Origin of the sequence: Rhodococcus sp. 21391 (genome assembly GCF_016772255.1) — a bacterium.
GTDB lineage: Bacteria > Actinomycetota > Actinomycetes > Mycobacteriales > Mycobacteriaceae > Rhodococcus_F > Rhodococcus_F opacus.
Window position 1 is genome coordinate 2,080,694 of sequence record NZ_CP063781.1, and the last position, 20,898, is coordinate 2,101,591.

Genomic DNA, 20,898 nt, shown 5'->3' on the forward strand with positions numbered 1-20,898 from the left:
TTCGGAAGACGCAGGTGGCCGGCGAATCCTCGGGTTTCGCCGGCCACCGGTCTGTGTACGGTCCGTGTCAGCGCACGGCGCCGGCGCCGACCGCATCGGCGACGGAGGAGTAGCCGGCCTCGCGCACCTTCCGGGCCAGCCCCTTGTGGATGCGGCGAGCCCAGAACGGCCCGCCGTAGATGAAGCCGGTGTAACCCTGCACGAGGGACGCCCCGGCCAGGATCCGTTCCCATGCCTGGTCGACCGTCTCGATGCCGCCGACGGAGATCAGCACCAGGCGATCACCCACCCGCGCGTGCAGGCGGCGGAGGACCTCGAGCGATCGTTCGGCGACCGGCGGTCCCGACAACCCGCCCGCGCCGATCGCGGACACCTCGTCGTCCGGGGTGTTCAGCCCGTCCCGGCGGATGGTCGTGTTGGTCGCGACGATGCCGGCCAGGCCGAGTTCGAGCGCGAGATCCGCGACCGCATCGACGTCGTCGTCGGACAGGTCGGGGGCGATCTTCACCAGAACCGGGACGGTCACGCAGTCGAGAACGGCACGCAGGAGAGGCCGGAGAGATTCGACGGCCTGCAGGTCCCGCAGTCCCGGTGTGTTCGGCGAGCTGACGTTGACCACCATGAAATCGGCCAGCGGGCCCAGTAGTTGCGCGCTCGCCGTGTAATCGGCCGGGGCGTCCGCGGCGTCGACGATCTTGGTCTTGCCGATGTTCGCGCCGATCGGGACACCGGCCCGGCGCTGACGAAGATGATTGGCGGCATTGCCTGCGCCGTGGTTGTTGAAACCCATCCGGTTGATCAGGGCGCGGTCCGCGGGCAGCCGGAACAGGCGGGGAGCCGGGTTGCCGGGCTGGGCCTGGGCGGTGACGGTGCCCACCTCGGCGAACCCGAAGCCGAGGGGACCCCACGCGTCGACGCCGGTCGCATCCTTGTCGAACCCGGCGGCCAGACCGAGCGGCGCCGGGAAGTCGAGTCCGAACACGGTGTTCCGCAGTACCGGATCGTCCACGACGAGAACCTTGCCGACGAGCTGACGCAACGGCGAGAACCGCGTGACCAGGCGCATCGCAGCGAAGGCCAGGTGATGAATCCGCTCCGGAGGAACGCGGAACATCACCCGTAAGAGCAGGTGGTACAAGGAGGTCTCCCTAGATTGCGGGGTCGGGGACATGGTGAGCGGTCTTCCTTCGTTTGAGCAGCACACGGCGGCTACCGTCGGAGTAGAGGCGGACCCGGGACAGCTCCCAGCCACCGAACTCCGCCTGGATGGCCAACCTCATCGAAGCACTGATACGGGTGACGTCGGGTGGCAGCCGGAGCGGCACGTACTCGAAGTCCTCGGATTCGATCTCCCACCCGGAGGGGAGTCGACGTGAATGCGATGCCATCTACGAACTCCTCGTCGGGATCTGCTGCAGGCCGTCTCCCGTCGCGGAACCGATCAGGAGGTCACCGTTCACGGTATCCACAGTGACAGAGTTCGGCTGCCGGACGGTGGGATACCGTGCCGTTTCCACGCCGACACCGCTCGACAGGTCGAATCCGACCACTTCGTTGGTCTCGGTCAGCGTGACCCACGCCCGGTCGGCGGTGTCGTCGTAGGCGACGGCGTACGGCGCGAGCCCGGCGGGGAACCGCTGGCGGAGCATCAAGGTGTCGGTGGTGTAGGCGAGCAGTTCGTCGCCGGTTGTGTCGGTGACGAGGATCCGTCCGTAGTGATCGGTCGTGAGCTGCGTCGCACCTTCCCCGGCGCGCAGCGCGACACCGAGCGCGGCAGCGGGGACGTCGATGGCGGTGACGGACGTCTGACCACGGTCGAGAGCGGTGAGCGAGTCGCCGACGACGGCAAGCCCGTCGACCGACGTGAGACCGCCGATCACCTGTGACTCGTTCGTGTCGGTGTTCACGATGTGAATCTCGCCATTGCCCAGGCCCATCGCCAGCCGCCCGTCGGGCAGTTGGGCGACCGATCGGACGTCGCCGGCGGCCGGGACGAACGTCAGCTCGCCCGTTCGCAGGTCCAGGCGTCCTACCTGCGTGTTCATGGCGAGTAACGCCACACCGCCGGGGGCGAGGGAGACCTGGGCGACGGTGTCGTCCAACGGAATCACCCGCGGAGGCGCCGTGAAATCCCCCGCCGGGAACAGCAGGACCTGGTTGCCTTCGCCGCCCAGGACGACGGTCGTGCGGGTCTCGGGGTCGAATGTGGTGGACTCGATGGGCAGTCCGACAGGGTGGACGACACCGGCAGGCGTGGTGTTCTGGGCCGGGGACTGTGCGGCGCTCGCGGGCGCGATCGTGATCGCCTGATCCTCGTCGGAGTTCGACGAACAGCCCGTGACCAGTAGAAATGCCACTCCGATACACGAGGCGACGACGCGCGCTCCCGGTCTACCCATGTGCTGCTCCTCGGGGTTCTCTCATCGACCTACACCTGTACAACTGCCCACAAGCATCCCTGATCCGCGAAACGCCCACGAATGCGGTCGGTGCCGAGCGGGTGCCGAGGCGATACCGTGAGAAACATCGACCCCGCGCCCGGCGGTCTTCCGATCGCCGGCCCAGGTCATCGAGGAGAAGACCGTGGAAATACCCGAAACACCGACGTTCACCGTCGAAGACATCTCGGTAGGACCGCACGCACACGGCTTCGGCCGGACCGCAGAAGGTAACTCCTACGCATTCCGGGTGCGCAAGAGCACGATGCACGTCGAGGTCTACCGCGCCGACGTCGAAACCGAGGTCCCGGCTCCGGACGACATCGTGGCGTCGGCGCGACGCTCGGTCCGGGAGATCGACCTGACCGATGAGCGCAGCATCGTCGCCGTCGTGAGAGATGCCGTGTCCGATCCCGATTCCCACGTGGCAGGGTCGGAGGACGGAATCACCGTGCGTGCGGTGCTCAGCCGCCTCGGCGCGGTCATCGACGGGCTGTGAACCCCGCGGTCTAGCGCTGATCGCGGCGGGGGAGGACGAGGGTCGCACCGGTCACCGGGTGCTCGATGACCTCGACGGGGTGCCCGTACACCCGGGTCAGCAATTCCTCGGACAGGACGTCGCCGGGAGGCCCGTCGGCGGCGACGCGTCCCTGCTCGAGGACCACGATCCGGTCCGCGTACGCGGCGGCGAGCGCGAGGTCGTGGAGGACGACCACCACCGCGGTGCCCTGCTCCGCACGGGAGCGGGCGAGACGCATCACGGTCTCCTGGTGGCCGAGGTCGAGGGCGGCAGTGGGCTCGTCGAGCAGGATCGTCTCGGTGCGCTGCGTGAGCACCCGCGCCAGTGCCACTCGGGCACGCTCGCCACCCGAGAGCGCCGTGAACGGCCGGTCGGCGAACGCCACGACGTCGCAGATCCGCATGGCCTCGGCGATCGCGGCGGCGTCGTCGTCGGAGCGGGGCGTGCGCGCCCACGGTGAGCGGCCCATCGTGATCACCTGACGGGCGGTGAACGAGAATCCGACAGTGTTCTGCTGGGGGAGGACCGCCCGGCGCTGAGCCATCTCGAGCGCCGTCCAGTCGCCGAGGTTCCGGTCGTCGAGGTGCACGGTTCCCGAATGCACGTCCTGATCGCCCGACAGCGCCGCGAGGAGCGTCGACTTGCCCGCCCCGTTGGGGCCGACGAGAACGAGGACCTCCCCGATCCGCACGTCCACGGACACGTCCTCGAGCACGAGCCTGCCCCCGCGGGTGACCGCGATGCCGTCCGCCCGCAGCGTCACGGCCCCCGAGGAGCGCGGCGGCGGCACCGGGTCGGTCCGCCGGAACAGGCTCTGCTCGATCGCTTCGCCGATGCGGGTGCGGAGAGGGCGGGATGCCGGACTCATGCCCACCCACCCTGGCTGGCCCGGGTGCGGCGCAGCAACCAGAAGAAGAACGGCCCGCCGACGAGGGCCGTCAGCATGCCGAGCGGGAGGTCCGCGTTCGCCACGAGCGACCGGGCGCCCAGGTCGGCGAGGAGCAGCACGAGCGAGCCGCACAGCGCGCTCGCCGGAATCAGGGCCCGGTGGCCCGGCCCGACGGCGATGCGCATCAGGTGCGGGACCACCAGTCCGACGAACAGGATGATGCCGGTGAAGGCGACGCTGGAGGAGACGAGCAGGGCGACGATCAGCACGGCGATCTGACGCAGCCGCTCGACGTCGAGGCCGAGGTGCCGGGCCGCGCTCTCGCCGAGGGACAGCAGGTCGAGTTTCCCGGCGATCGTCATCGTGCCGGCGATCCCGGCGACGGTCATCGGCGCCACCACCGCGACCGCGTTCCAGGTCGCCCCGTTGAGGCTGCCCAATTGCCAGAAGACGATCTGATCGCGCGCCGCGGGGGACGCGACGAACGTGAAGAAGGCGATGAGGCCGCCGGCGAACGCGTTGACCGCCACACCGGTAAGGACGAGGGTGACCACCTCGGTGCGGCCCTCGTGCCGGGCGAGGACGTAGACGGCGACGGTGGTGATCAGTCCGGCGACGAAGGCGGCCGCGGCCACCGTCCACCCGGCCGCGAACGCGCCGCCGACCACGATGGCGGCGCTGGCGCCGACCGCGGCGCCGGCCGACACCCCGATGACACCCGGTTCGGCGAGCGGGTTGGCGAACACACCCTGCAGCAGCGCACCCGCGCATCCGAGCGCCGCCCCGACCAGGATGGCGAGGACCACCCGCGGGAACCGAACCTCCCACAGCGTCACCTCACCGCTGGGGTGCGCGGGCATCGGTCCGAGATCCAGTCCGATGCGGTGGAGGATGCTGCCGAGAACCTCTCCTGGTCCGGTCGGCACCTGTCCGATGCAGGCCGAGAACACGGCGGCGACAACGAGGGCGATCAGCAGGCCGCCGAGGACGGCACCGGTTCGAGTGCGTGAGGAAGGCTTACCCGGAGCGCGGAGGTCTTCGACGGTCATGGATTGGCGGTCGGGTAGACGGCGTCGGCCAACGCGCCGAGAACACGGCCCGTGTTGGGGCCGAAGCTGAGCAGCACCCCGTCCTGCATGTCGACGACGCGCTGATTCTTGCCCGCCGGAGTCTGCGCCAGCCCGGGGATCTTCTCGAGTCCCTCGATGCCGCCGATCGATTCGAGCCCGCCCGTCATCATCAGGAGGACGTCGGGGGCGGCGGCGATCAGGGCCTCGCTGGTGATCGGCGCGAACTGCTGCGTGATGCCCGAGGCGGTGCCGGCGTCGACGGCGCCGAGCGCGTCGATCAGTGAGTCGGCACCCGAGCCCGGGCCGCCGATCATGGTGATCGCGGTGCCGCGCAGATACAGGAACGCGATCTTCAGCGGCTCGTCGCCGTGCGGGGCGCGACTCCGGGCGGCCGCGATCTCACTCTCGGTGCGGGCCGCGAGTTCGCGGCCCTGCTCGGGCACACCGAGCGCATCCGCCACCTCCGTGATCTGGCCGGGCACCCCCTCGAGGGTCCGCGTCGGATCGAAATAGACGACCGGAACACCGGCGGCCCGCAACTGATCCTGCACGGCCTGCGGTCCGATGCTGGTGTCGGTGAGGATCACCGTCGGCGCCAGGTCGAGGATGGCCTCGGCGTTGAGGGACTGCCCGCCGGGGGTCACCACCGGCACGTCCTGTGCGGCCGGGAACTCGGAGGCGATGTCCCGGCCCACCACGTTGTCACCGAGTCCGAGCGCGAAGACCGTCTCGGTGAGCGTTCCGTAGCGGTCCGCGGTCACGATCCGGCTCGCGTCCGTGATCGTCACGTCCACCCCGTCGAAACTGCGGACCGTGACGGGCAGCACCGGCGTGGCGGGGGATGCGAGAGGTTCGGGATCGAGGTCGTCGAGGACCGCCGTGCGCGCACCGCCGGTGCCGCCGGCACTGTCACCGGCGCCGGACGTGCACGCCGACACCGCCACCGCGGACACGAGGAGCAGGACGAGAACGGCGAACAGCGACCTCTGCGTGCGGGTCCGGAACACCGATCTCATCGTGCGAGGTACCGGTCGATGTCCGCTTCGAGGGCGGCGAACAGGTCGCCGTTGAGACGGTAGGCGAGGTTGACCTCGTCGATCACCCGTTGCTGATCTTCCGGGGTCAGGGGCGCGGCGTCGAGTTTCGCGCGGTAGGTGTCCTTGAACACTTTCGGTTTCGGGATCTCGTCGAAGATATAGAACTGCAGGCCGTCGGTGGTGTACCCGTAGGCGCGTTCGAGCATGCGCCGGATGATCTGCCCACCGGACAGGTCTCCCATGTACCGGATGTAGTGGTGCGCAACGAAACCGGCGGGCCACTCGTACGCCACCTCGCGGAGCCGCTCCACGTAGCGGGTGGTGGCGGGCAGCGCGGACACGGTCTCGCGCCACGACGACCCGCGCAGGAACTCGAGATCCGCTTCCAACGACGGGACCCGCAGCAGTTCGTCGTGGAGAAACGGCGACGCGACGGGGTCGCCGGTGTGGGTGCGCCCGGCGTCCTCGAGTTCGCGGTAGACGAGGTACGTCTGTGCGAGCAGTTCGGCGTAGCCGTCCGAGGTGAGTTCACCGGCGAGGAGGGCCCCGACGAACCGGGACTGCTCGGTCTCCCGGTGAGCGGCGTCCGTCCCGGCCTTGATGCGCTCGGCGAAGCCGACGGTTCGGCGGTCGGCCGCGTCGGCCTCGTTCAGCGTGGTCATGGACTCTCCTGCAGATCTACGGGCGTCGGCCGGTGGGCACCAGGTTAGCCTGCCCTGCACGTGAACTGCAGGTCCACGTCTGTCGGCTCCTGCACACGCTAGGCGCTGACGTCGTCGAGCGCCGCCGCGATCGCGGCGGGCAACTCCAGTTCCTCGGCGACGAGCACACCGGTCAGCTGTGCGATGTCCCTGGCCCCGACGACCGCGCTCGCGACACCCGGACGGTCGCGCGCCCACGCGAGCGCGACGGCCAGCGGGGAGGTGCCGAGCCCGTCGGCCGCGGTCACGACCGCGTCGACCACCCGGACGGAGGAGTCGGTGAGGTAACTCTGGACGTCCTGCGCGTGCGCGTCGTCGGCACCGCGTGAATCGACGGGGATGCCGTTGCGGTATTTGCCGGTCAGGACCCCGCGGGCGAGCGGAACGGCCGCGAACACCCCGATGCCGTGATGCGCCGCGGCCGGAACGAGCTCCTCCTCGACGCCCCGGGCGAGCAGCGAGTACTCCACCTGGGTGGCGACGAGCGTGGTGCCGCGGGACGCGCCTGCCGCAGTGGCCAGTTGCCACCCGAGGTAACCCCGCGCCCCGACGTACCGGACCCGGCCGCTCGCCACCGCGAAATCGAGAGTGGCGGCGACCTCGTCGACCGGCGTGAACGGATCCCACGTGGCGACCTGCCACATGTCCAGGTAGTCGGTGCCGAGCTCGCGCAGGGTGGCGTCGAGCTGGGCGACGAGACCCCGTCGCGAGCAGTCGATCCGCGAGGGACCCGACGGGTTGATCCCGGAACTCGAGCTCAGGACGAGTTCCGTTCGCGGCACCACGTCGTCGAGCAGTTCCGCCAGGATCCGCTGCGCCACACCGTCACCGTACGCGGGCGAGGTGTCGACGAGCGTTCCGCCCGCATCGACGAATGCCGCGATCTGCGCCGCCGCCTCGTCGCCGTCCGTGTCCCGACCCCACGTGAGCGTGCCCAGGCCGAGCCGAGACACTCGTAACCCGCTTGCTCCGACCGATCTCTGTTCCATAACCGCCTGCGTCTCGTACCGTAGCTGCAATCCCGGCGTCGCCCCCGAAGATGCTGGTGCCCCCCGGAACCGGCCACCACAGGTGCAGAGTAGTGGGGTATCGCGTGGCAGGGGTCCTGCCACGCCGGATTCTGCCGGAGGTCGCCCTCCCCGGTACCGTGGCGCCGGTGAATTACGAACGCGACATGGGAAATTGGCGTCAGAGCGGCACATTCGACCTCGGGACCGGTGAGTGATGGGCGAGGCGATGTCCTGGCTCCAGGCGATTGTCCTCGGTGCGGTCCAGGGATTGACCGAGTTCCTGCCGATCTCCTCGTCCGGCCATCTGCGGATCGTGTCGGAGGTCTTCTTCGGTGACGACGCCGGTGCGTCCTTCACCGCAGTCACCCAGCTCGGCACGGAAGCCGCGGTGCTCATCTACTTCGCCCGCGACATCGGACGGATCATCGCCGGATGGTTCCGGGGACTGTTCCATCCCGAGCATCGCAGTGATCTCGATTACCGGATGGGCTGGTATGTGATCATCGGCACGATCCCGGTGGGTGTGCTCGGATTCCTTTTCAAGGACCAGATCCGCACCGGTGCCCGCAACCTGTGGCTGATCGCCACCATGCTGATCGTGTTCGCGTTGGTCATCGCGGCGGCCGAGTACTACGGGCGGAAGGTGCGTCCCGTCGAGGACCTGCGTGCCAAGGACGGCATCATCATGGGTTCGGCCCAGGCGCTCGCCCTGATCCCGGGCGTCTCGCGCTCGGGCGGCACGATCAGCGCCGGCCTCTTCCTCGGACTCACCCGTGAAGCCGCGGCGCGCTACTCCTTCCTCCTCGCGATCCCCGCGGTTGTCGTGTCCGGGCTGTTCAGCCTGCCGGACGCGTTCGAACCGGCCGGTGAAGGTCTCAACGCGAGCGGCCCGCAGCTCCTCGTCGCGACCGCGATCGCGTTCGCCATCGGCTACGCGTCGATCGCGTGGCTGCTCCGTTTCGTCGTCGACCACTCGATGTACTGGTTCGTCGGCTACCGCATCATCCTCGGCGTGATCGTCCTGTCGCTTCTCGCGACCGGCGTCGTGTCGGCCACCTGAGATCGGGCGGCCGGGGAGTGCACGACACTAGGCTGGTCCAATGACAGTTGTGCTGCTGCGCCACGGGCGGTCGACCTCGAACACTGCACACACGCTTGCCGGCCGGGCACCGGGAGTCGAACTCGACGACCGCGGCCGCGAGCAGGCTCAGGCCATCGTGTCCCGGCTCGCCGACGTGGCGATCGAGGAGATCGTGCATTCGCCCCTCGTGCGGTGCGAGCAGACCGTGGAACCGCTCGCCCGGGCCCGGGGCCTGACCCCCGTGGTGGAACATCGGCTGGTCGAGGTCGACTACGGCGAGTGGACGGGTCGCGAGCTGAAGGTCCTGCTCGAGGAACCGCTGTGGAAGATCGTGCAGCAGCACGCGTCCGCCGCGGTGTTCCCGGGAGGAGAAGGTCTGGCGCAGGTCCAGGCCCGGGCCGTCGCCGCGGTCCGCGAGCACGACGCGCGGCTCGCGGAACTGCACGGCCGCGACGTCGTGTGGGTGGCGTGCTCGCACGGCGACGTCATCAAGTCGGTCCTCGCGGATGCCCTCGGCGCGCACCTCGACGGATTCCAGCGGATCGTCGCCGAGCCGGCCTCGATCAGCGTCGTCCGGTACACCTCCACCCGTCCGTACGTGCTGAAGATGAACGACACCGGGGCCGATCTGTCCGGAGTGAACACGCCACCGGTGTCCGGAGACGGCGCCCGCGCCGAAGTATCCGGATCGGTGCCCGGCGGGGAGGTCCGGCTGTGAGTATTAGGCGGACCCCGCCGGTCACGATTGACGGATAATGAACGCAACATGCTGCGAGGAACAGTCCGAGACGGAACAACGAGTGGGCAGCGCCGCAGTAGGGCCCGGCTCCAGCCGAAGGAGGTGCAATGTCACGCGCAATTCACGTATTCCGCACTCCTGACCGATTCATTGCCGGGACGGTGGGTGAACCCGGCGACAGGTCGTTCTATCTCCAGGCAGTACACGAGGCGCGAGTGATCAGCGTCCTGCTGGAGAAACAGCAGGTCCAGGTACTGGCCGACCGGATGGGACTCCTCCTCGAGGAAGTGCACCGCCGGTTCGGGACGGAGGTTCCCCCGCAGGGGGCCGAACTCGACGACGCGAGCCCCCTCGTCACCCCGATCGACGCCGAGTTCCGGGTCGGCACGATGGGCCTGGGCTGGGACGCGGACGCCGGAGCCGTCGTGGTGGAACTGCTCGCCGTCAGCGAAACGGAGTTCGACGAGTCCGTCGTTCTCGACGACTCCGAGGACGGACCGGACGCCGTGCGTGTGTTCCTCACCCCGTTGCAGGCGCGGGACTTCTCGTTGCGGTCCGAGCGGGTCATCGCCGCCGGGCGCGCGCCGTGCCCGCTGTGCGGTGAGCCGCTGGCCCCGGAGGGGCACATCTGCATCCGGACCAACGGGTACCGCCGTGGCCAGAGCTTCGGTCTCACCCCGGAGATGGACGAGGAGGACTGACGGTTGCCTGCCGAGGAGTCCGATCCTCTGGAGTCCGGCGAGCTGACCCTCATCGGCCAGATCACCCACGCCAGTAACGCCACCCTGGTGTGCGACGCGGTCGAGGGCGAGACCACCGTCCGCTGCGTGTACAAGCCGGTCCGCGGGGAGCGTCCGTTGTGGGACTTCCCGGACGGCACGCTCGCCGGACGTGAATACGCGTCGTACCTCGTGTCCGAGCAGCTCGGATGGGGTGTGATTCCCCGCACTCTCCTGCGGGACGGTCCGTTCGGCCCGGGGATGGTGCAGCGGTGGGTCGACACCCCCGACCGGCACGCCGACGACCCCGGCGGTCTCGACCTCGTCGACATCTGCGCCCCCGACGCCGTCCCCGAGGGCTGGTTCGAGATCCTGCGCGCCACCGACATGGACGGCGAACCGGTCGCGCTCATCCACGCCGACGACCCGCGGCTGCAGCGGATGGCGGTCCTCGACGTGCTGATCAACAACGCCGACCGCAAGGGCGGCCACGCACTCGAGGGGCTCGACGGTTCCGTCTACGGCGTCGACCACGGCATCTGCCTGCACACGCAGAACAAACTGCGGACCGTGTTGTGGGGGTGGGCCGGGACGGAGGTGCCGGGCGCCCTCGTCGTCGACATCGCCGAATTGATCCCCGCGCTCGAGGGCGACTTCGGTGCGCGCCTGGGTGAGCACATCACGTCCGACGAGGTCGCCGCCCTGTACGAACGTGCCGTGGACCTCCTTGCGGCGCCGGTGATGCCCCGGCCGAACGGTCACCGGCCCATCCCGTGGCCCGCGTTCTGACGAACCCGATCAGCGGCCTGCGGGCGGCGGCTCCCTCCGAGGCGGAAACGCGGGTCCACTAGGCTCGCTGTCATGCAGTCTTGGTCCGAAACCGCTGTCCCGTCCGTTCCAGGCCAGGGGCCTCCGCTGCGGTTGTTCGACACCGCTGACCGGCAGGTTCGTCCCGTCACTCCCGGGCGCACGGCCACGATGTACGTGTGCGGTATCACCCCCTACGACGCCACCCACCTCGGTCACGCGGCCACATACCTAGCGTTCGATCTGGTGAACCGGATCTGGCGTGACGCCGGGCACGACGTGCACTACGTCCAGAACGTCACCGACGTCGACGACCCGCTGTTCGAGCGCGCCAACCGCGACGGCGAGGACTGGGTCGTCCTCGGCATGCGCGAGACGGCGCTGTTCCGCGAAGACATGGAAGCCCTCCGGGTACTGCCCCCGCGCGACTACATCGGCGCGGTGGAGTCGATCGGCGAAGTGATCGAGATGGTCGAGAAGTTCGTCGCGTCCGGCGCCGCCTACGTCGTCGACGACCCGGAGTTCCCCGACGTGTACTTCCGCGCCAAAGCGACGGAGCAGTTCGGGTACGAGTCCGGATACGACCGCGAGACGATGGACAAGTTCTTCGCCGAGCGCGGCGGCGACCCCGACCGCCCCGGCAAGGAAGATCCCCTCGACGCGCTGGTGTGGCGCGCGGTGCGCCCGGGCGAGCCGTCCTGGCCGTCGCCGTTCGGTCCTGGGCGTCCCGGCTGGCACATCGAGTGTTCGGCCATCGCCCTCAACCGCATCGGCTCGGGTTTCGACGTGCAGGGCGGCGGCAGCGACCTGATCTTCCCGCACCACGAGTATTCTGCGGCGCACGCCGAGTCGGCCACGGGCGACCGTCGCTTCGCCCGCCACTACGTGCACACCGGCATGATCGGTCTCGACGGCGAGAAGATGTCGAAGAGCCGCGGCAACCTCGTGTTCGTGTCGAAGCTGCGCGGCGAGGGGGTCGACCCGGCCGCCATCCGCCTCGGACTGCTGTCCGGGCACTACCGGCAGGACCGTCCGTGGACCGAGCAGGTTCTCGCCGACGCCCACACCCGGCTGAAGCTGTGGAAGGACGCCGCCGCACTCGAGTCCGCGCAGTCGGCCACCGACACGATCGCCCGGCTGCGCCAGCATCTCGCGGACGATCTCGACACCCCGAAGGCGTTCGACGCCCTCGACGGCTGGGCCCGTCGCGCCCTCGACAACGGTGGCTCGGACACGAACGCGCCGGGCGAATTCGCTGCCGCCGTGGACGCTCTCCTCGGTGTGCGCCTCCGGCGCCCGTGAGTACTTCTCAACCGCCCGCGGTTAAGAAGTACTCACGGGTCAGGCGAACTCGAAGGCGCCCTCCGCGGGCGTCGGGACGCGCCGGCGGAGGGGCGAACCGAGCGCCTGCGCCAGGTCGGTGCCGTCGTGTTCGGCGAGCAGTTCGCCATCCGACCACACGAGCAGCGTGGCGCTGACACTCTGCTCGGCCGTCGAGTGCGCCAGATCGTAGTGCGCACACCCCGGCACCCCGCCGTACGTGATCCACAGGTCGAACCCGGTCATGAACAGGTCGAGGTCGAATTGCACGCTGAGGCCGAGCAGTTCGGCCCGGCCGTTGTCGTCGACGCCGGCGAACGCCTCGTCCAGCGCCAGCAGTCGCGGTGCATGGGGGTCGGCCGAATCGAGCATGACGTGTGCCGCGGCGAACAACGGCAGGTGCAGCGAGACGGACTGCTCGCCGCCGGAGAGTGCGCTGTGCCGGGCGACCGTCAGCCGGTCCTCGTTGCCGTTGCCGCTGATCAGGGTGAACGAGAACACCCGCCACCGCCGGTAGTCGAGGGCTGATGCCAGGATCTCCGGGTACGAACGCTCCGGGTGGGCGGCGCGGGCGGTTCTGATCTGGTGGGCGAAGTGGGCGCGCATCGTGGCGAGCTCGTCCGGCCCCAGCGCCGAGGTGTCGCGCTCGAGCAGTTTGGAGATCGCCTTCGCGCTGTCGTCGAGGTTGTCGGCGAGCACCCAGTGGACGCCGATGGTGTTGCCGGACGACATCCGCCGCTCCCGCATCTCGGTGCCCATCCGGGCGATGAGTTCGCGGGCGTCGACGGTCCGTTCGTGGATCTGCTGTGCGAGACCCGTGAGCAGCGCGTCCTCCAGGATGCGACGCTCGGATTCGGTGAGCAGCAATTCCTGATCGGAGCGAGCGGACGCGATGCGGGCGGCGAACTCGCCGATCGACGAGTATCCCTCGTCGTCCTGCACCTGCACCACGGTCACGCCGTCCGGGGCGTCCCACTGCAATCGGTAGTCCTGGCCGGCGGCCGCCAACTGTGCGTCGAAGTCCTGCAGGGCGGTGGTGAGCGCGGTGCGCGTCGATTTGCGCGCCGAGTCACTGACCCGCACCGATTCGGTGGCGCCGTCCAGTGCGTGGAACAGCGCATCCACTTCGGGCGGCAGGATCGGGGTGTCGCCTTCGGCGTTCTGGATGCGGTACACCAGCTGTTCGGCACTCATCCACGCCGCCGAGCTCGCCGGCCAGGTGTGGCCGCCGTCGACGCCGAGGAGTTCGAGCAGGTCGCGCCGGGCATACGGGGCGAGGCGGGCGGCGTCGGCGTGCGTTTCCGTGAGCGCCAGCCGGAGCGTCTGGACAGCGGTGTTGTACGCGCCCTCGGCTTTACCGATCGCCTCACCCGCGTCCTTGTCCGCCTTGCGGGCGTCGCGCTGCTCCTTCTTGCACGCCTCGATCCGCGCGTGCGCCTCCTCGAGCTGCCGGTCGAGCTGCTCGGCCCCCGCTCCCAGCGTGTCGCGAAGCGTCTCGAGACGTTGGATCTGTTGCGCGAGAACCTCTTCGGCGATGGCCGCCTCTTCCGCGAACTCCTCTGCGTTGCCGCGCGCCTCGTGCAGTCGGTCCTCGGACTCGCGAGTATGCTCCACCTCCTTGGCGTGTTCGCGCCTGCACCGCTGCACCATCTCGCCCTGCTTCTCGAAATGCCGGACGGCCGCGGCGAGCGAGTCGATCTCGCGGGCGACGTGGGGAGTCCGATGTGTGGACGCGGTGGCCCGGAGCTGCTTCTCCTTCGCGGACAGGTCGGCGATGGCCTGGTCGAGTTCGTGACCGACCGCGGTCGCCGTGTCCGAGCGGCTGCGAAGCGCGCCTGCGGATTCGGTGATCTTCTTCAGCGCCGTGAGGATCGACCCGGTGCGGGGCAGGGCCTGCGCCGCCGCGGTCGTCCGCGTCAGCAATGCAGCCGTCGCATCCGCGGACGCCCGGGTTTCGTCGAGGGTCGCCCGGGTTTCGTCGAGGGTGCTGTCGAGTTCGGTGATACGGGCGGCGCGCCTGCGGGCCCGTGCGGTGGTGCCGATGTACTCCGCGTCCGATTTCGTGTGGCGTCCCCGCTGGATTCCCTGCCGGTACGCACCGTCTTCGGCGACACCTACAGGTCCTTCACACAGGTCGAGGTATTCGAGGGCGATGGACTCGAGGAGCCCGCGCACGCGATCGTCGGGAACACCCGTGTCCTGCTCGACCTCGAGGACGTCCGCGAGGGTCTTGCCGGTGGGCCGATCCGCGGCCGGAAGGGCCACGAGGAACTGTTCGGATTCGACGTCGGGGAGCGCGTCGTCGACGGTCACCCAGCCGTCGAGGAGATTCGCGGCCTCCAGCGCGGCCTCGATTCCCGCCGCCGCTGCGGCGTCGACACCGTCGGTGAAGCGGACAAGGCGCCACAGTGGTGCGCCGGCCAGCCGGGAACGGGCGTCCTGCCGGGCGGCCGAGAGCGGTGGGGCGTCGTCGTGCTCGGATTCGATGGCCGCGCGGGCCGATTCGTGTTCGGCGATCGCTTCCTCGGCGGCGGCGACGTCGCGGTCGTACTGCTGACGACGCAGCCGGAGCGAGTCGACGGCGTCCGTGGTCTGTTCCGTCAGCGTTTCCGACAGGGTGGCGGCGTCGTCGTCGCCGATCCGGCCGAGGGCGGTGTCCAGGGAGTCGAACAGTGAAGCCGGCGCGTCGATCTCGGCGTAGAGGGACGACTGTTCCGTCCACCAGGATCGGAGTTCGGTGGCGCACCGGCTGCGGGCCGACTCGACCGCGGTCTCGGCCTCGAGAACGGCCACCTTCGCGGTGTCGAGTTGCTCCTGGCCACGGCGGGCCGCCTCGTCGGCGCGGGTCCGCTCGGTGGCGGCCTTCTCGACGGTGGCGAGCGCGGCCCGGACCGCGCGGATGTCGCCGTCCCGTTCCTCGGCGTGCCCGCGCAGCGCGGCGGTCAGCTGGTCGGTGCGCGCGTTCTCGGGGAGTGCGGTCCAGGTGATTCCCGCGTCCTCGGCGGCGAGGTGAAGCTCGTCTTCGGCATGGGTGAGCGCCTCGACGGCGCGGGCGACGGCGTCACCGGCCTTGTCGTGCTCCTCGGCTCGCTGTTCGAGGGTCGCCTTCGCCTTGCGTGCCTTCTCGGCCTGCAGTTCGGTCGATTTCTCGAGTGTCGAAACAGCCTGCGCGAGGTCGTCGAGCTGCGTCCGTCCCTCGTACGCCGTCGATCGCTTCAGTGCGTCGAGGGTGGCATTGGCCTGGTCGAGTGCGCGTTCGGCGGCGGTGAAGCGTTCCTCGGCGGCCGCTCGGCTCTCCTGGCTGCGGGCCCGGTCGGCCGCCGCGTCGTGGAGGGCGGCGATGCCGGACCGGACGGCCTCGAGACGGGTCGCGAGGTGATCGACGTCCGTACGCGCCTGCTGGCGAAGGTATTTCGCGTACACGCCGACGAAGCTCTGCGCTGCCTGGTCGGCCGCGGCCAGCCCCTCGAGCGCGCGGCCGACCTCCTCCATGTCGCTGAACGAGCGGGCGGCCTCGAGGACCAGTTGCTCGTCGAGCGGTCGCAGACCGTCGGTGAGTGCCTGCGACAGTCCCTTGGGGTCGAGGTTCTTCGCGAGCTGGGGCCGCCGGAGCGTGAGGATGAGGTTGATCAGCTGGTCGTAGCGTTGGACGCCGAGCCCGAACATCCGGGCGTCGATGGCGGCGCGGTAGTCGAGCGGCCGGTCGGTGATGGAGTCGGTGCCGATCTGTTCGCCCAGTTGCTTCTTCGTGAGCGGCCGGTCGTCGCTGCCGAGTAGGGAGAAGTCGACGCCGACGCGACCGTCGGCCACGAAGTACCAGCGTGTGACCTTGTCGTTGGTGCGGGTGGCGCGCATGCCGATGCCCACGGTGACGGCCTCGGGGTCGTCCTTCGCGCCGCGGCAGAATTCCATCCAGACGTACGAGTACGCGCTCTCCTGCCCGCGGTACAGGAGGTTCGACTTCATGGTGCGTTCCTCGCCGGCGAACGGATTGAGCCGCCGGGGTTCGATCCTGCCGTCGAAGACGAACGGGAACAGCACTTCGAGGGCCTTCGTCTTGCCGGATCCGTTGGGACCGCGGAGAACGAGGCGACCGTCGGCGAAGGAGAACTCCTGATCGCGGTAGTCCCAGAGGTTGATGATCCCGGCGCGGGTGGGCCGGAAACGCGCACTCGTCATGCTGTGACTTCCTCGCTGTCGTTCGCTGAGCTCTGGAACAGGTCGATCTCGGGTGTGCGGTCGCGGATCGTGACCACCACACCCCGGTAGCGGGCGAGTGCCGGGAGTGCGAGCACACCACCCGGGACCGCCGCGGTGAGGCGTAGCCGCTCGAGCAGCGTCAGCGCCGCGCGTCCCAGACCGTCGGGGTCCGCCTGCCACCCGGCGGCGAACGTGCGCCCGAACCGTTCGGTCAGTGTGCGGACGGTGCCGGCGATCCATTCGTCCTCGACGACCGGGAACAGCCGGTCCGCGGGGGCGGGGTCGGCGGGTTCGAATCCGTCGTGGCCGGCGAGGCTGTCGAAGATCCCGGACTGCGGAATGGCGCTGTCGACCTGTTCGATCAGGTCGTCGAACCGGCCCCGCGGCAGCGGCATCCGGGCGGTCTCCGGGGCATCGGGATCCAGTACGCGATCGGCGATCTCCCCGGCGAGCAGGAGTGCGACCTGCGCGACCGTTCCCGTCCCGGGGAACCGGACGTCGGAGAGACGCCCGGAGGAGTCGATCATCGCGACGCCCTCCTCACGCCGTTCCGCGACCAGTCCGGTGAGCAACTCGACATCGGCTGCGGTGCGGGGGAGCGTGAGTTGCACCAGTTCGTCATCGTCCAGGTCGGCGGCGTAGACCACGGGCCGTTCGACGAGGGCACGCCGCACCCGCCGCGCCGTCTCCTTCACGTCCACCGGCCTGGCCGTCCCGAACTCCGAGGTGTCGTCCTCGGTCACCGAGTCCGCACCGGCAAGCAGTCCGCGGATGGACCGGAGGTGCTGCAGTGCGCGCGGCGGCCGGAACAGGGCGATGACGACGGACCTGTCGATGTCGTACAGCGCCTCTCCCGCATCGGGATTGGCGGCCCAGCCGCCCGCGTCACCGTCGGCGAGGGCGATCGCGCCGCGGGCGGCGAGCCAGCCGACGGCGTCGACGAACGCGTCCCGGTCGGACGCGCGTTCCGTGGACAGATCCACACCGTCGACCTGTGCGGCGTCGGCGGCCACGTGATCGGCGAGCTCGGACAGGGTGATCTGGTTTCCGGCGCGGCCGAGCGCGGCCAGCGCCAACGCGAGGTAGGCGTAGCGGTACCGGTCGAACGTGCGGTCGGTGGACGTCTTGGCCGGCGTCCCGGCGTCGAGTCGGTCGCTCACCGTGAACAGCCGGGCGGTCGTCTCGGTGACTTCGAGTCGGTACCCGAAGAGCGTCATCAGATCTTCGCGTAGTTCGGTCGCCCACCGGCGGAGCAGGGGAAGAGCGATGCGATCCGGATAGGTCTGTGTCACCAGGTGATTCGACAGGATGACACGGGCGGCGCGCTGATACGAATCGAGGGCGAGCGGCGAGATCTCCCGCGCCTTCACCGAACGCTCACCTGAAGTCCGTCGAGGTGCAGACGTCCTCGGGCGGTGCGCACCACCGTCGATTCGCTGTGCGGGCTGAGGGTCAGCTTCACGCCGTTCTCCGATCCTGTACTGCTTTTCACGCGGCCGCTGACCGGTACCCGTGCCGTCAGCGCGGCGTTGAGCAGACTCAGCAGCACGTCGGTTTCGGCCTCGTCGAGTTCCCGCTCGTAGACTCCGCCCCGGGCCAGCGACTGGGCGGCGGCGGCGCGAAGTCGTTGCGCGGTCAGCTGTTCCTCCCGCAGGCGGCGCACGCTGCCCTCGTTGCGCTGCACCCGCGCGGGCAGACCGGGCGACGGGGGACGTCCGGTCTCGGCCAGCGTGCGGGAGATCTCCACGGGCTGGGCCTCCCACCACGACCGTGTGTCGGGAATGATGTCGGCGTCCGGATGCACCATCGACAGATGGCGCGGACGCCCGAGGTCGAACACGGCTCGGAACAGCGCATGCGCGGCGTCCTCGGTCGGAGTGGCGGCGAACCAGCCTGCGAGGTGACGCAATTGGCTCTCCCTGCTGACACCACCCCTGCGGGTTTCGGTGACGCGGCGCAGCAGCGACAGGACGGCGGCGATGGCGCTCATCGTGCCCTCGCGCAGGCGTTCCGACTCGCTGAGACCGGCCTCGCTCCCGACGAACCAATGCGTCAGGCCCGCCCACCGCGCGCGCCAATCGGCTTCGCGCTCGTCGATGCCGAGGAACACCCGCTCGTCGCTGGCGGCGGCTCGGGCCACCATCGTCTCGACGCCGGTGTCTTCCACGAGCGCGATCGCCGCCGCGAGTTTCGGTGCATAGCGCGAGAGGTCGGAGCTGAACTCGCGCATGTGCGTGAGGAGAGCGTCCTTGTGGGACATGAACGTCTCCGGCGTGATCTCCGTGGTGCGGACGAGGTCGCCCAGGGTCAGGTAGAACTGGGCGGCGCGCCCGGCCATGTCCGACAATGTCGCATCGAGGCGGTTGAGTTTCCGGTACACCAGGTCGTTGTCGGCCGCGCGGTTGGCGGCGGCCAGGTCGTTCATGTCGGCGAGGAGGTCGGGCAGCGCCAGCCGGGACAGCGACGCGTCGTCGAGCCGGGCTGCCAGAGCGTCCTCGACGGCTCGGAACACCTGGTAGCCGGCCTGGCTGAACTGATAGACGAAGTGTCGGTTCCGGTATTCGGCCAGCGTCGCGGCGCGTGTTCCGTCGTAGCTGCGTTCGAGCACTTCCCAGACGTGAAGTTGTTCGAGCAGGGGAGTGACGTCTCCGGCGCCGAGTTGTCCGGCCGGATCGTCGCCGGCGAGGCCGTCCAGAATCCGGGCGACGTCGGCGGCGTGGAGCAGGACGACGTAGTTGGCGCGGGCGTGGTCGAAGGCCCGCAGCACCCACAGGTATTCCGCGCGTTTCTCCGCCGTGGTGAAGGCGAACAGTTTCAACCGGTCGTCCCGGAGTGGGGGAGCAACCGCCGGGCGCGCTGCACGCGGCCCCGAGGGGGACCGACCTGGATCGCTGCCTGATTCACTCACCGTGACAGGTTATGCGGTCGCGCAGTCGTCGAGCGAACGCCGTGCCGACCTGCGTCATCAACCTCTGAATTTGAATCGGACCCTGACGGAACACTGTTGATTCACGAATTAGCGGTACCCGGCTCAGCACGAACCACCCTCTGTCACCGATGTTTCATCGTCACGATCGGCCCGCCTCACCCCACCGCTGCACCGATGAAGGGAGGCAGGCATTCAGAGGACGAACAGCACGAAGACGATCGCCACCAGCACGAGAGCCAGCCCGACCACCGCGGCGACGAGCCAGGACGCCCGGGACGTCGAGTCGGCGGTGGATTCGTCGCCGGACTGCGCGACGGCACGAGGGTCCGGCGGTGTCGCCACGGCCGTTCCGCCCGACACCCGGGCGGGGGACGCGCCGACCGCTGCGGCCGACGCCGGGTTGTGCGTGCGCGTCGCCGGCCGGTTCGGGGTTGTCGAGGTCGAGGGCACCGACTCGCCGACGACGGCGTCGATCACCTCGGTGACGTCGTACGACGGCGGCAGGCCGATCGGGGTGACCTTGTGGGTGGTCGGGTTGAACCCGGCGGCGCGGATGGCGGCACCGAGCGCTGCGGTCTGCTCGGGGCCGGGGCCGACGACACACCGCACACCGAACTTCTCGCCGACCGTGGTCGCGAACCCGTGAATGGTCGCGGAGTCCCGCGCGATCAGCCCGTCGCCCGTCACGACCACGGCATCGAGGTTGCTGGGCAGCCAGCCGAACGCACCGAGCGCGGTGGCGATCTGGGCCGTGGGGGAGCCCCCCGAGGAGAAGCGGAACGCCTTGCCTGCCTCGACACCCGAGCGGATCAGCGCGACAGTCGCGCCGGTGTCGTCGACGTGATAGATGCCGACCAATTGCCCGGGACGCTCCGCGATCTCGGATTCGAACCAGGCCGCGGCCGCTTCGGCGTCCGAGACGAGGGACAGGTAGGACATGTCGGCGTAGTCCAGCGCGTCGCGCAGCGCCGCGACGGCGGCCGAGTCCCAGCGGGTGGGGTAGGTGGCCATGATGTCGGGGGCGCCGCCCGTCCGGCCGCCGTGGTCGGGGAGAGGTTCGCACTCCCGGAGCAGGCATCGCATCGCGCCGGCGACCAGGTCTTCGGCGCGGTACCGCGATCCGTTGCCTACCGCGACACCGGCCGGGTCGCCGACGCGGGGAAGGAACCCCGACACGGTGTGGGTTTCGCCGATCGTGTGCGGCGCCGATCCGCCGAGAATTGCGGTGCCGTCCGGGCACATGTGCAGGACGGTGTCCCGGACGATGACGACCGGATCCGGGGATCCTGGATCGTTCGATGCCACCACGGCGGTGGACACGACACTGCCGATCCTGAGCCCGACTCCCATGGACATGCAAGTACCTCTATTCGTTTCACGAACGGATTGCGACTTCCGTCAGGCCCGTTCCGATTCGCTCGGTGAAGCCACAAGATGT

Annotated in this window: 18 protein-coding genes; 6 read left to right on the forward strand and 12 right to left on the reverse strand. The window is 69.5% G+C overall.

All coding sequences use genetic code 11. The features are described from left to right. Nucleotides 1-67: 67 nt before the first annotated feature. Genes GO592_RS09875 through GO592_RS09885 form a run of 3 tightly spaced genes read right to left on the reverse strand, consistent with a single transcriptional unit; the run spans nucleotide 68 to nucleotide 2,399 of the window. A complete protein-coding gene (locus GO592_RS09875) occupies nucleotides 68-1,138 on the reverse strand; it encodes a quinone-dependent dihydroorotate dehydrogenase (protein WP_005256369.1) in 1,071 nt (356 codons plus the stop codon). A 10-nt stretch (nucleotides 1,139-1,148) separates the two neighbouring features. After that, entirely contained in the window at nucleotides 1,149-1,388 is a 240-nt protein-coding gene (locus GO592_RS09880) for a DUF5703 family protein (protein ID WP_005243088.1), read from the reverse strand. After that, entirely contained in the window at nucleotides 1,389-2,399 is a 1,011-nt protein-coding gene (locus GO592_RS09885; protein ID WP_007299023.1) for a hypothetical protein, read from the reverse strand. It lies immediately after the preceding gene. Between the two features lie 184 nt (nucleotides 2,400-2,583). On the opposite strand from GO592_RS09885, the gene GO592_RS09890 reads away from it, so the two are divergent. Then, nucleotides 2,584-2,937, forward strand: a complete 354-nt coding sequence (locus tag GO592_RS09890) for a hypothetical protein (protein WP_007299024.1) — start codon at nucleotides 2,584-2,586, stop codon at nucleotides 2,935-2,937. 10 nt (nucleotides 2,938-2,947) lie between these two features. Here GO592_RS09890 and GO592_RS09895 read toward each other — a convergent pair whose 3' ends face one another. From GO592_RS09895 to GO592_RS09915, 5 genes are all read right to left on the reverse strand, one after another. Then, nucleotides 2,948-3,826, reverse strand: coding sequence for a heme ABC transporter ATP-binding protein (locus GO592_RS09895; protein ID WP_007299025.1), 879 nt, complete (start codon nucleotides 3,824-3,826; stop codon nucleotides 2,948-2,950). Then, on the reverse strand, nucleotides 3,823-4,896 hold the full coding sequence (locus GO592_RS09900) for a FecCD family ABC transporter permease (protein ID WP_007299026.1): 1,074 nt from the start codon (nucleotides 4,894-4,896) through the stop codon (nucleotides 3,823-3,825). The genes GO592_RS09895 and GO592_RS09900 overlap by 4 nt, the downstream gene beginning before the upstream one ends. Further along, on the reverse strand, nucleotides 4,893-5,933 hold the full coding sequence (locus GO592_RS09905) for a heme/hemin ABC transporter substrate-binding protein (protein ID WP_007299027.1): 1,041 nt from the start codon (nucleotides 5,931-5,933) through the stop codon (nucleotides 4,893-4,895). Before GO592_RS09905 ends, GO592_RS09900 begins: the two co-directional genes overlap by 4 nt. Further along, nucleotides 5,930-6,616, reverse strand: coding sequence for a biliverdin-producing heme oxygenase (locus tag GO592_RS09910; protein ID WP_007299028.1), 687 nt, complete (start codon nucleotides 6,614-6,616; stop codon nucleotides 5,930-5,932). The genes GO592_RS09905 and GO592_RS09910 overlap by 4 nt, the downstream gene beginning before the upstream one ends. A gap of 98 nt (nucleotides 6,617-6,714) precedes the next feature. Beyond that, nucleotides 6,715-7,644 (reverse strand): aldo/keto reductase, encoded by a 930-nt coding sequence (locus GO592_RS09915; protein WP_039952119.1) that lies wholly within the window; start codon nucleotides 7,642-7,644, stop codon nucleotides 6,715-6,717. A 235-nt stretch (nucleotides 7,645-7,879) separates the two neighbouring features. Between GO592_RS09915 and GO592_RS09920 the strand changes: the two genes are divergently transcribed. The 5 genes from GO592_RS09920 to mshC all read left to right on the forward strand — a co-directional run bounded on the left by GO592_RS09920 (nucleotide 7,880) and on the right by mshC (nucleotide 12,313). Then, nucleotides 7,880-8,725 (forward strand): undecaprenyl-diphosphate phosphatase, encoded by an 846-nt coding sequence (locus GO592_RS09920; RefSeq protein WP_039952123.1) that lies wholly within the window; start codon nucleotides 7,880-7,882, stop codon nucleotides 8,723-8,725. A 40-nt stretch (nucleotides 8,726-8,765) separates the two neighbouring features. Next, complete coding sequence (locus tag GO592_RS09925; RefSeq protein ID WP_039952124.1) at nucleotides 8,766-9,464, forward strand: histidine phosphatase family protein; 699 nt, start codon at nucleotides 8,766-8,768, stop codon at nucleotides 9,462-9,464. Nucleotides 9,465-9,592: 128 nt separating this feature from the next. After that, nucleotides 9,593-10,186: a DUF3090 domain-containing protein gene (locus tag GO592_RS09930; RefSeq protein WP_005256347.1), complete on the forward strand. Its 594-nt coding sequence runs from the start codon at nucleotides 9,593-9,595 to the stop codon at nucleotides 10,184-10,186. Nucleotides 10,187-10,189: 3 nt separating this feature from the next. Continuing rightward, nucleotides 10,190-10,993, forward strand: a complete 804-nt coding sequence (locus GO592_RS09935) for an SCO1664 family protein (protein ID WP_007299032.1) — start codon at nucleotides 10,190-10,192, stop codon at nucleotides 10,991-10,993. A gap of 72 nt (nucleotides 10,994-11,065) precedes the next feature. Then, nucleotides 11,066-12,313, forward strand: a complete 1,248-nt coding sequence (gene mshC, locus GO592_RS09940) for a cysteine--1-D-myo-inosityl 2-amino-2-deoxy-alpha-D-glucopyranoside ligase (RefSeq protein ID WP_007299033.1) — start codon at nucleotides 11,066-11,068, stop codon at nucleotides 12,311-12,313. 39 nt (nucleotides 12,314-12,352) lie between these two features. Here mshC and GO592_RS09945 read toward each other — a convergent pair whose 3' ends face one another. From GO592_RS09945 to GO592_RS09960, 4 genes are all read right to left on the reverse strand, one after another. Beyond that, a complete protein-coding gene (locus GO592_RS09945) occupies nucleotides 12,353-16,510 on the reverse strand; it encodes a TIGR02680 family protein (protein ID WP_007299034.1) in 4,158 nt (1,385 codons plus the stop codon). Next, complete coding sequence (locus GO592_RS09950) at nucleotides 16,507-17,901, reverse strand: TIGR02678 family protein (protein WP_007299035.1); 1,395 nt, start codon at nucleotides 17,899-17,901, stop codon at nucleotides 16,507-16,509. Before GO592_RS09950 ends, GO592_RS09945 begins: the two co-directional genes overlap by 4 nt. Beyond that, complete coding sequence (locus GO592_RS09955) at nucleotides 17,898-19,349, reverse strand: TIGR02677 family protein (RefSeq protein WP_007299036.1); 1,452 nt, start codon at nucleotides 19,347-19,349, stop codon at nucleotides 17,898-17,900. Before GO592_RS09955 ends, GO592_RS09950 begins: the two co-directional genes overlap by 4 nt. Nucleotides 19,350-19,652: 303 nt before the next feature. Beyond that, nucleotides 19,653-20,816: a hypothetical protein gene (locus GO592_RS09960; protein ID WP_007299037.1), complete on the reverse strand. Its 1,164-nt coding sequence runs from the start codon at nucleotides 20,814-20,816 to the stop codon at nucleotides 19,653-19,655. Nucleotides 20,817-20,898: the final 82 nt, after the last annotated feature.